Raw genomic sequence first — 10,725 nt, forward strand, 5'->3', positions numbered from 1 at the left:
GGCACCCACCAACGCGCCCCTACCCCGGCAGGTACAGGTCCACGTAGTCGGTCACCGGCATCGCCGCCAGTGCCACCGGGTCCAGCGACGCGGCCAGGATGCGTTGCTGCTGGACGGTCGGGAAACGGTGGGCCAGGTGCCGGCGGAACTTGTCCATCAGCAGCGGGATGCCTTCCTCGCGGCGCCGGGCGTGACCGAGCGGGTACTCCACCAGCACCTCCGGCAGTTCGCTGCCATCGGTGAAACGCACGCTCAGGCCGTTGGCAATGCTGCGCTTGTCCGGGTCAAGGTAATCGGCGCTGAGCCGCGGATCCTCATGGCAGGCCATCTTCGCGCGCAGCGCGTCGATGCGCGGATCGGCGGCAACGTCGTCCTCGTAATCCTCGGCCACCAGCCGCCCATGCAGCAGCGCGATGGCGACCATGTACTGCACGCAGTGGTCACGGTCGGCCGGATTGTGCAGCGGGCCCTGCTTGTCGATGATGCGGATGCAGGCTTCCTGGGTGCGGATCGCGATGTGCGCGATGTCTTCGACCCGGCGCCCCGCCGCGCGCAGCTGCTGGTGCAGCGTGATCGCGGCCTCGACCGCGGTCTGGCCGTGGAACTCGGCCGGGTAGCTGATCTTGAACAGCACGTTCTCCATCACATAGCTGCCCAGCGGCCGCCCCAGCGTCAGCTGCTGGCCATGCATCGACACTGCCTCAAAGCCCCAGGTCGGTGCGCTCAGCACGCTTGGGTAACCCATCTCGCCACTGGCCGCCATCAAGGCGAGGCGCACGCCACGGCTGGTCGCATCGCCCGCCGCCCAGCTCTTGCGCGAGCCAGTGTTGGGCGCATGACGGTAGGTCCGCAGCGCCTGGCCATCGACCCAGGCCAGCGACAGCGCATTGAGCATGCGTTTGCGATCCAGCCCGAGCAGGTGCGCGACCACCGCCGTGGTGGCCACCTTGACCAGCACCACATGGTCCAGCCCGACCCGGTTGAACGAATTCTGCAGCGCCAGCACGCCCTGGATCTCGTGAGCCTTGATCATCGCCAGCAGCACGTCATGCAGGGTCGGCGACGGGCGACGCAGGGCCTGCGCGTTTCGCCCCAGCCAATCGCAGACAGCGAGGATGCCGCCGAGATTGTCCGAGGGATGACCCCATTCGGCGGCCAGCCAGGTGTCGTTGAAATCCAGCCAGCGCACCATCGCGCCGAGGTTGAAGGCGGCCTGCACCGGGTCCAGCACGTAGTGCGTACCCGGCACGCGCGCGCCGTTGACCACGCTGATGCCCGGCACCAGCGGCCCGAGCAGCTTGCTGCAGGCCGGGAAGGACAACGCTTCCAGCCCGCAGCCCAGCGTATCGAGCAGGCAGTGATGCGCGGTCTGGAACGCCAGCGGTGAGTCGATGCGCGCGTCGCGCACGTAGTCGACAATGTCCACCAGCAGCGCATCCCACGCTGCACGTTCGTTGGATGGGGTGGCGTTGCTGGACATCGTCGATCTCCTCGTTGCGGTGCACGGTTGCCCGTGCACCATGCCAACCTTGGTTGGCAGCTACCAGAGCACTATTCGGCCGGCACCCGCACCTTGCCTTCCATCAATACGCGGGCACTGCGGCTCATGATGGCCTTGGTCACCGTCCACTGGCCGTCAACGCGTCCGGCCTGCGCACCCACGCGCAGCGTGCCGGAGGGATGGCCGAAGGTCACCGCCTCGCGTTCACCGCCACCGGCCGCGCGATTGACCAGGGTGCCTGGAATCGCCGCCGCGGTGCCGATCGCCACGGCCGCGGTACCCATCATCGCGTGGTGCAGCTTGCCCATCGACAGCGCACGCGCGTGCAGGTCGATGGCCGAGGCCGCAATGGCCTTGCCGCTGGACGATACGTAGTCCTGTGCCGGCGCCACGAAGGCCACCTTCGGCGTGTGCTGGCGGGTCGCTGCGTCTTCAAGTTTCGAGATCAGGCCCATGCGCAGCGCGCCATGCGCACGGATGGTTTCGAACTTCTGCAATGCTGCCTTGTCTTCGTTGATCGCCGGCTGCAGCTCGGTGCCGGTGTAGCCCAGATCGGCGGCGTTGAGGAAGATCGTCGGAATACCGGCGGTGATCATCGTCACCTCGAAGCTGCCCACGCCGGGTACGTCGAGGGTGTCTACCAGATTGCCGGTGGGGAACATCGCGCCGGCATCGCCGTCGTCGGAGGGATCGATGAATTCGAGCTGGATCTCGGCGGCCGGGAAGGTCACGCCGTCCAGCTCGAAATCACCGGTCTCCTGCACCTGGCCATCGCGCATCGGTACGTGGGCGATGATGGTCTTGCCGATGTTGGCCTGCCAGATGCGCACGGTGCACAGGCCGTCATGCGGCACGCGGGCCGGATCGATCAGGCCGTTGGCAATCGCGAACGGGCCGACCGCGGTGCTGAGATTGCCGCAGTTGCCGCTCCAATCGACGAAGGCGGTTTCGATCGAGACCTGGCCGTACAGGTAGTCGACATCATGGTCCGGCACCGAAGCGGCGGAAATGATCACGCACTTGCTGGTGCTGGAGGTGGCACCGCCCATGCCGTCGGTCTGCTTGCCATACGGATCGGGCGAACCGATCACGCGCATCAGCAGTGCATCGCGTGCGGCGCCCGGCACCTGCGCGGCTTCAGGCAGATCCTGCAGGCGGAAGAACACGCCCTTGCTGGTGCCACCGCGCATGTAGGTGGCGGGAATACGGAGTTGGGGAAGGAAGGTCATGACATTCTCGATAAGGTAAGGAACACGCACTACGCAGGCTGCAACCGCTGTCGCCGACGATCTGCGGCGGAGGCCCCCTGCTGCCAGCGGAACAGATACAGGATGACCAGTTTGGTGCTGCCGCTCACCACGGCCAGCAGCAGCAACGGCCATCCCATCTGCATCCCCATGGCGAAGGCAAACACGATCGTCGACAGGTCCATCAGCAGGATCAACTGACTCATCCGCAGCGACACGGCACCGGTATGGCCATTGCGCAGGATCAGCAGGATCTGATGCGTGTAGCCCTGCGCCAGCAAGGCAGTAATGACCACTATCATCGCGCTGGCGACTACCCTGCCCTCATCCACATGCCGGTCACCCCAGGCCAGCCCGGCCAGTGCGCAGAGCAACAGCAGGGCGGCTGTCAGCACGCTGGTCGCAGCGGAGCGGCTCCGGCGGTCGCGCCATATCTCCACCAGGATGGCCATGACCAGCACCGACGCGAGCAAGCGCGGCCAGACAATGAAGTGATTGAACGGCGTGATGCTGTAGCCATAGACGAAGAAGGAAAGGTAGGCCAGGAAGCTGACCGTGAACTGGTTCAGCGAAAGCACCGCAGTGGCGCTGTCAGCCGCGCCCGCACGTACCCGGCGGCGGCGCACCAGCCGCAACTGCGCGCCCACACCCAACAGGCTCAGCAGGATGAAGGCGGTGTTGACCGTGCCTGCGATGTTGTAGAACGCCGTTCCCATGCAGATGGGGCAACGCCCCTCTCCTCCGTAACTACCGCCATGCGGGCCGGAGCCAGCATGGCGGCAACTCGACACAAGGCAGCCAGCCGCTGCCTTACGCCACCTTGGCGCCTTCCAGGAAGTCCTGGGCGAAGCGCTGCAGCACGCCGCCGGCCTCGTAGATCGCCACTTCCTCATCGCTGTCCAGGCGGCAGGTGACCGGCACGATCACGTCCTGGCCATCGCGGCGGTGGATGACCAGGGTCAGCTCGGCACGCGGAGTACGCTCGCCGACCACGTCGAAGGTCTCGGTGCCGTCGATGCCCAGGGTCAGCCGGGTGGTGCCCGGCTTGAACTCCAGCGGCAGCACGCCCATGCCGATCAGGTTGGTACGGTGAATCCGCTCGAAGCCCTCGGCCACGATCGCTTCCACGCCGGCCAGGCGCACGCCCTTGGCGGCCCAGTCACGCGAGCTGCCCTGGCCGTAATCGGCACCGGCGATGATGATCAGCGGCTGCTTGCGGTCCATGTAGGTTTCGATCGCTTCCCACATGCGCATCACCTTGCCTTCCGGCTCCACGCGCGCCAGCGAGCCCTGCTTCACGCTGCCGTCGTCGTTGCGCACCATCTCGTTGAACAGCTTCGGATTGGCGAACGTGGCGCGCTGCGCGGTCAGGTGGTCGCCACGGTGGGTGGCGTAGGAATTGAAGTCTTCTTCCGGCAGGCCCATCTTCGCCAGGTATTCGCCGGCGGCGCTGGAGGCCATGATCGCGTTGGACGGCGACAGGTGGTCGGTGGTGATGTTGTCCGGCAGCACCGCCAGCGCGCGCATGCCGGCCAGCGTGCGCTCACCGGCCAGTGCCCCCTCCCAGTACGGCGGGCGGCGGATGTAGGTGCTCTGCGGGCGCCAGTCGTACAGCGGGCTGACCGCGGCGCCATGCTCCACGCGCACGTTGAACATCGGGTTGTAGACCTTGCGGAACTGCTCGGGCTTCACCGAAGCCTTCACCACGGCATCGATTTCAGCATCGCTCGGCCAGATGTCCTTCAGGCGCACCTCGTTGCCGTCGGCGTCCACGCCCAGCACGTCCTTCTCGATATCGAAGCGGACGGTACCGGCGATGGCGTAGGCGATCACCAGCGGCGGCGAAGCCAGGAAGGCCTGCTTGGCGTACGGATGGATGCGGCCATCGAAGTTGCGATTGCCCGACAGCACAGCCGTGGCGTACAGGTCACGATCGATGATTTCCTGCTGGATCTTCGGGTCCAGCGCGCCACTCATGCCGTTGCAGGTGGTGCAGGCAAACGCCACGATGCCGAAACCCAGCTGTTCCAGGTCCGGCAGCAGGCCGGACTCTTCCAGGTACAGCTGTACGGCCTTGGAACCCGGCGCCAGCGACGACTTCACCCACGGCTTGCGCTGCAGGCCACGCGCATTGGCATTGCGCGCCAGCAGCGCGGCGGCGATCACGTTGCGCGGATTGGAGGTATTGGTGCAGCTGGTGATGGCCGCGATGATCACCGCGCCATCGGGCATCAGGCCCTGCGCCTGCTCGGCCTTGCCCGCTTCCAGCTTGGCTTCGTCGGCGATGCCGCGCTCGGCCAGCTCGGCAGTGGCCACGCGCTTGTGCGGGTTGGACGGCCCGGCCATGTTACGCACCACGCTGGACAGGTCGAAACGCAGCACGCGCTCGTACTGCGCAGTGGCCAGGTCATCGGCCCACAGGCCGGTGGTGCGCGCGTAGTTTTCCACCAGCGCCACCTGCGATTCCTCGCGGCCGGTCAGGCGCAGGTAATCGATGGTCTGCGCGTCGATGTAGAACATCGCCGCGGTCGCGCCGTACTCGGGGCACATGTTGGAAATGGTGGCGCGGTCACCGATGGTCAGTGCCGCCGCACCCTCGCCGAAGAATTCAAGCCACGCGCCGACCACGCGCTCCTTGCGCAGGAACTCGGTCAGGGCCAGCACCACGTCGGTGGCGGTGATGCCCGGCTGCGGGCGACCACTCAGTTCGACGCCGACGGTATCCGGCAGGCGCATCCACGAGGCGCGGCCGAGCATCACGTTCTCCGCCTCCAGTCCGCCTACACCGATCGCGATCACACCCAGCGCATCCACGTGCGGGGTATGGCTGTCGGTGCCCACGCAGGTATCGGGGAACGCAACACCGTCCTGCACGTAGACCACCGGCGACATCTTCTCCAGGTTGATCTGATGCATGATGCCGTTGCCGGGTGGAATCACGTCCACGTTCTGGAACGCCAGCTTGGTCCAGTTGATGAAGTGGAAACGGTCTTCGTTGCGGCGATCCTCGATGGCGCGGTTCTTCTCGAACGCCTGCGGGTCGTAACCACCACACTCCACCGCCAGCGAGTGATCGACGATCAGCTGCACCGGCACCACCGGATTGACCTTGGCCGGATCACCGCCCTTGTCGGCGATCGCGTCGCGCAGGCCGGCCAGATCGACCAATGCGGTCTGGCCGAGAATGTCATGGCAGACCACGCGGGCCGGGAACCACGGGAAATCGAGGTCGCGGCGGCGCTCGATCAGCTGCTTCAGCGAATCGCTGAGCGTGGCTGGATCGCAGCGGCGCACCAGGTTCTCGGCCAGCACGCGCGAGGTGTACGGCAGGGTGGCATAGGCGCCGGGCTGGATCGCATCGACGGCGGCACGCGCGTCGAAATAGTCCAGCGCGCTGCCGGGAAGGGTCTTGCGGTAATCGGTATTCATGGGCTGGCGGAGTGCTTGAGGCGGGCCGGGTGCCGGCGATGCGGCGGCGAAAGCACCCGGCCGGCATAGGGCCGGCCGGATGGATACAGCAGGTGGATCAGACGCGCTTGTCGATGGCGACGAAGTCGCGGTCTTCCGGGCCGATGTAGTTGGCGCTCGGGCGGATGATCTTGCCGTCGATGCGCTGCTCGACGATGTGCGCGCTCCAGCCGGCGGTGCGGGCGATCACGAACAGGGGGGTGAACATGGCGGTCGGCACGCCCATCATGTGGTAGCTGACGGCGCTGAACCAGTCCAGGTTCGGGAACATCTTCTTGATGTCCCACATCACCGATTCCAGGCGCTCGGCGATGTCGTACATCTTCATGCTCGACTGTTCCTCGGACAGCTCGCGGGCCACGTCCTTGATCACCTTGTTGCGCGGATCGGAGACAGTGTAGACCGGGTGGCCGAAACCGATCACCACTTCCTTGCGCTCGACGCGGGCCTTGATGTCTTCCTCGGCCTCATCGGGGTTGTCGTAGCGCTTCTGCACTTCGAACGCCACTTCGTTGGCGCCGCCATGCTTCGGGCCGCGCAGCGCGCCGATGCCACCGCAGATCGCGCTGTACATGTCGCTGCCGGTGCCGGCGATGACGCGGCAGGTGAAGGTCGAGGCGTTGAACTCGTGCTCGGCGTACAGGATCAGCGAGGTGTGCATCGCCTTCACCCACGAATCCTGCGGCTTCTCGCCATGCAGCAGGTGCAGGAAGTGGCCGCCGATCGAGTCATCGTCGGTTTCCACGTCGATGGCGCGGCCGTTGTGGCTCCAGTGGTACCAGTACAGCAGCATCGAACCGAGGCAGGCCATCAGCTTGTCGGCGATGTCACGCGCGCCCGGGTGGTTGTGGTCGTCCTTCTCCGGTGCCACGCAGCCGAGCACCGACACGCCGGTGCGCATCACGTCCATCGGGTGCGCCGACGGCGGCAGTTCCTCCAGCGCGGCCTTGACCGCAGCCGGAATGCCACGCAGCGACTTCAGCTTGGCCTTGTACGAAACCAGCTCGGCGCGGGTCGGCAGCTTGCCGTGCACCAGCAGGTAGGCGATTTCCTCGAACTCGCTGGTGTTGGCCAGGTCCAGGATGTCGTAGCCGCGGTAATGCAGGTCGTTGCCGCTGCGGCCGACGCTGCACAGCGCGGTGTTGCCGGCGGCGGTGCCGGACAGGGCGACGGACTTCTTCGGCTTGAAGGTCGGGGTTGCGGTCGTATCGTTCATGTTTTCCCTCCGAAAACTGATGGTGCAGGGTACTGCTTATTTCTTGGCGGCGAACAGGGCATCGAGCTGCTGCTCGAAGGCGTGGTAGCCGATGCGGTCGTAGAGTTCCTCGCGGGTCTGCATGGTCTCCACCACGTTGCGCTGGTGGCCATCGCGCCGCACCGCCTGGTAGACGTTCTCGGCAGCCTTGTTGGCCGCGCGGAACGCCGACAGCGGGAACAGCTGGATGGCCACGCCGGCCGAAGCCAGTTCATCGCGGCTGAACAGCGGGGTGGCGCCGAACTCGGTGATGTTGGCCAGCACCGGCACCTTCACCGCGTCGACGAAGCGGCGATAGGTCTCCAGGTCGTAGGCGGCCTCGGCGAAGATGCCATCGGCACCGGCCTCGGCGCAGGCGATGGCGCGCTCGATGGCCTTGTCCACGCCGTCCACCTGGATGGCGTCGGTGCGGGCGATCAGGAAGAAGTCCGGATCGGTCTTGGCGTCGGCCGCGGCCTTCACGCGATCGACCATTTCACCCTGCGAGACGATTTCCTTGCCCGGACGGTGGCCGCAGCGCTTGGCGCCGACCTGGTCTTCGATATGGCAGGCCGCGGCGCCGGCCTTGATCAGCGACTTCACGGTGCGCGCGATGTTGAACGCGCTCGGGCCGAAGCCGGTGTCGATGTCGACCATCAGCGGCAGGTCGCAGACGTCGGTGATGCGACGCACGTCCACCAGCACGTCTTCCAGGGTGTTGATGCCCAGGTCCGGCAGGCCCAGCGAGCCGGCGGCAACGCCGCCACCGGACAGGTAGATGGCGCGGAAGCCGGCGCGCTTGGCCAGCAGGGCATGGTTGGCGTTGATCGCGCCGATCACCTGCAGCGGCGATTCGGCAGCCAGCGCCTCACGGAAGCGGGCACCGGCGGAGAAAGGGGCGGAAGCGGTCATGCGGCAATCCAAGTTGGGAACGGGAGAGAAGGCGCAAGCACCATGCCAAGCTGCAAGCGGTTGATTTCAAAGGCATGACCGCATTGCAGCGATGAAACAAATGAAACATTGAAACAGATGTATCATGAAACATCGCTACCCATTACCGCTGCCATGTACCTGCCCCGCTCGCCCCTGCGCCATGCCGATGCCGACCCCGGACGCCCGGTCATCTGGACCGTCAGCGTCTCGCGCCTGACCGGCCTGCTCGGCGATGTCATCCCCGAGTTCGACCGCCGCGCACGCATCGAGCAGATCAACCTGGGCTTCGAGGAAGCGGTGGACGTGATCGGCCAACGCCTGCGCCGCGAGCACTGCGACGTGGTCATCGCCGGCGGCTCCAATGCCGCATGGCTGCGCGGGCGGCTTGAACTGCCACTGGTGCCGATCCAGGCCAACGGCTTCGACCTGATGGAAGCCCTGGCCCGCGCCCGCCGCATCGCCCCGCGCATCGGCCTGGTCACCCACGCCAGCGACGTACCGGTGTTCAGCAACTTCCAGCAGAGTTTCGGCCTGGACATCGAGCACCGCCGCTTCGTTACCCGCGAAGATGCACGTGACTGCATCGCCGACCTGCGCGCCAATGGCATCGAGGTGATCGTCGGCACCGGCATGGCCATCGACCATGCCGAACAGATGGGCCTGCCGGGCGTGCTGCTGTACTCGGCCGATTCGGTGCGCCACGCCTTCGAACATGCGCTGGAACTGACCCAGGCGCTGGCCCGCTCCGGTGGCAGCCGGCCGGCAGCGCGCCGGCGCGCCGCCCCGCGCAGTGATGCGCATGCCCTGCTCGGCGACAGCGATGCGATGGCGCAGGTACGCGCACAGATCGCGCTCTATGCACCACATGACAGCACTGTGCTGGTCACCGGCGAAACCGGCACGGGCAAGGAGCTGGTGGCACGCCAGCTGCACGCAGCCAGCGGCCGTCGTGGCCGCTTCGTGGCGCTGAACTGCGGCGCGATCAGCGAATCGCTGCTGGAAGCCGAGCTGTTCGGCTACAGCGATGGCGCCTTTACCGGCGCACGCCGTGGTGGCCGCGTTGGCCTGGTCGAAGCGGCCGACGGTGGCACCCTGTTCCTGGATGAGATCGGCGAACTGCCACTACCGCTGCAGACGCGCCTGCTGCGGGTGCTGGAAGAACGCGAAGTGCTGCGCGTGGGCGCCACCGAACCGACCCCGGTGGACCTGCGCGTGGTCGCTGCCACGCTGCAGTCACTGGAACAACGCGCCGCCGCCGGAAGTTTCCGCCGCGACCTGTATTACCGCCTGGCTGCGCTGCGCATCGCACTGCCCGCGCTGCGTGCGCGGCGTACGGACATCGCGCTGCTGGCCCGGCACTTCTTCCGCCAGCTTCGCGGCATCGACGCGCCGCTGGACGAGGCTGCAATGACCACACTGACCAACGCCGAATGGCCCGGCAACGTGCGAGAGCTTCGCAACCTGGTGGATCGCCTGCGCATCCACTGGCAGCCGGGCGAAGAATTGATCAACACCGCGCGGTTGATGCAGCTGGCACCGGAGCTGATGCGCGAGGGCACCCCTGCCATGCCGGTGGAAAGCAACGGCAAGCGGCCCCCGCGTGCGCAGCTGGAAGCCGTGCTGCAGGAACACCGCAATGACCGCGAAGGCATGGCGCAGGCGCTGGGCGTGTCACGCACCACGCTATGGCGCTGGCTGCGCGCGGAGGGGCTGTAGAGTCGAGCTTGCTCGACTAGAGAAAATCAGCCGAGCATGGCTCGGCCCCACAGAAAAGCAGTCGAGCAAGCTCGACTCTACAGATTGCGCGAGCGCGCCCAGCGTGCCTCGACGGCGAAGCGGCCACTACCCACTGCCGCTACCCAAAGCAACAGCACGCCTAGTGGCACTTCGCTCAGGTAGAAGAACCAGCTCAGCCAGTCCGGCACGCTCAGTCCTGCCGGAATGCGTGCAATGCCATCAGTCAGCGCCGCCACCGCGCAGATCGCGGCCAGCAGCAGGGCAGACGGGCGACTGAGCAGGCCCAACACCAGCAGTCCACCCGCAATCCACTCAATCGCGCCGAGCACCGGCGCACTGAACGCCGGGAACGGAATGCCGGCATCGACCAGCGTATGCACCATGCGCTCGCGCCCGGCCTCGGTGAACACCTTGTTCCAGCCGGAGACGCAGAACATGACCCCGGCGACGATACGGGCCAGCAGCAGCAGGGACGCTTCCACGCCACGGCGCGGTGATGGCACGGCAAACAGGCAACGCCAGGAGGGCATGGCAACTCCGGATGTCGAGGGAATCGATCGCAGTGTGCCGGTTGGCAGCCTGCTCGCAGATGAAGCGGGCCAGTC

The 10,725-nt window shown here is 66.4% G+C and carries 8 protein-coding genes; 1 reads left to right on the forward strand and 7 read right to left on the reverse strand.

Going from position 1 to position 10,725, the window contains the following annotated elements; genetic code table 11:
* Nucleotides 1-19: 19 nt before the first annotated feature.
* From N7590_RS20885 to prpB, 6 genes are all read right to left on the reverse strand, one after another.
* Nucleotides 20-1,480: a bifunctional 2-methylcitrate dehydratase/aconitate hydratase gene (locus tag N7590_RS20885; RefSeq protein WP_164241819.1), complete on the reverse strand. Its 1,461-nt coding sequence runs from the start codon at nucleotides 1,478-1,480 to the stop codon at nucleotides 20-22.
* Nucleotides 1,481-1,551: 71 nt separating this feature from the next.
* Nucleotides 1,552-2,730 carry a 2-methylaconitate cis-trans isomerase PrpF gene (gene prpF, locus N7590_RS20890; RefSeq protein WP_164241820.1) on the reverse strand — a complete coding sequence of 393 codons (1,179 nt, stop codon included), beginning with the start codon at nucleotides 2,728-2,730 and terminating at the stop codon, nucleotides 1,552-1,554.
* A gap of 29 nt (nucleotides 2,731-2,759) precedes the next feature.
* Nucleotides 2,760-3,464, reverse strand: a complete 705-nt coding sequence (locus N7590_RS20895; RefSeq protein ID WP_164241821.1) for a hypothetical protein — start codon at nucleotides 3,462-3,464, stop codon at nucleotides 2,760-2,762.
* A gap of 94 nt (nucleotides 3,465-3,558) precedes the next feature.
* Nucleotides 3,559-6,177, reverse strand: a complete 2,619-nt coding sequence (acnD, locus tag N7590_RS20900; protein WP_164241822.1) for a Fe/S-dependent 2-methylisocitrate dehydratase AcnD — start codon at nucleotides 6,175-6,177, stop codon at nucleotides 3,559-3,561.
* A 97-nt stretch (nucleotides 6,178-6,274) separates the two neighbouring features.
* Nucleotides 6,275-7,432 (reverse strand): 2-methylcitrate synthase, encoded by a 1,158-nt coding sequence (prpC, locus tag N7590_RS20905; RefSeq protein WP_008265338.1) that lies wholly within the window; start codon nucleotides 7,430-7,432, stop codon nucleotides 6,275-6,277.
* Between the two features lie 36 nt (nucleotides 7,433-7,468).
* Nucleotides 7,469-8,362, reverse strand: a complete 894-nt coding sequence (gene prpB, locus N7590_RS20910) for a methylisocitrate lyase (protein WP_164241823.1) — start codon at nucleotides 8,360-8,362, stop codon at nucleotides 7,469-7,471.
* A gap of 153 nt (nucleotides 8,363-8,515) precedes the next feature.
* On the opposite strand from prpB, the gene prpR reads away from it, so the two are divergent.
* Nucleotides 8,516-10,099 (forward strand): propionate catabolism operon regulatory protein PrpR, encoded by a 1,584-nt coding sequence (gene prpR / locus N7590_RS20915; RefSeq protein ID WP_279935860.1) that lies wholly within the window; start codon nucleotides 8,516-8,518, stop codon nucleotides 10,097-10,099.
* A gap of 77 nt (nucleotides 10,100-10,176) precedes the next feature.
* Here prpR and N7590_RS20920 read toward each other — a convergent pair whose 3' ends face one another.
* Nucleotides 10,177-10,650: a DoxX family protein gene (locus tag N7590_RS20920; RefSeq protein ID WP_164241825.1), complete on the reverse strand. Its 474-nt coding sequence runs from the start codon at nucleotides 10,648-10,650 to the stop codon at nucleotides 10,177-10,179.
* Between the last annotated feature and the right edge of the window lie 75 nt (nucleotides 10,651-10,725).

This window comes from Stenotrophomonas sp. GD04024 (assembly GCF_029837545.1).
Taxonomy (GTDB): Bacteria; Pseudomonadota; Gammaproteobacteria; order Xanthomonadales; family Xanthomonadaceae; genus Stenotrophomonas; species Stenotrophomonas forensis.

Bases quoted from the DNA above. Each gene is read 5' to 3' on its own strand.
- N7590_RS20885 (WP_164241819.1), bottom strand. From the start codon at position 1,480: ATGTCCAGCAACGCCACCCCATCCAACGAACGTGCAGCGTGGGATGCG.
- prpF (WP_164241820.1), bottom strand. From the start codon at position 2,730: ATGACCTTCCTTCCCCAACTCCGTATTCCCGCCACCTACATGCGCGGT.
- N7590_RS20895 (WP_164241821.1), bottom strand. From the start codon at position 3,464: ATGGGAACGGCGTTCTACAACATCGCAGGCACGGTCAACACCGCCTTC.
- acnD (WP_164241822.1), bottom strand. From the start codon at position 6,177: ATGAATACCGATTACCGCAAGACCCTTCCCGGCAGCGCGCTGGACTAT.
- prpC (WP_008265338.1), bottom strand. From the start codon at position 7,432: ATGAACGATACGACCGCAACCCCGACCTTCAAGCCGAAGAAGTCCGTC.
- prpB (WP_164241823.1), bottom strand. From the start codon at position 8,362: ATGACCGCTTCCGCCCCTTTCTCCGCCGGTGCCCGCTTCCGTGAGGCG.
- prpR (WP_279935860.1), top strand. From the start codon at position 8,516: ATGTACCTGCCCCGCTCGCCCCTGCGCCATGCCGATGCCGACCCCGGA.
- N7590_RS20920 (WP_164241825.1), bottom strand. From the start codon at position 10,650: ATGCCCTCCTGGCGTTGCCTGTTTGCCGTGCCATCACCGCGCCGTGGC.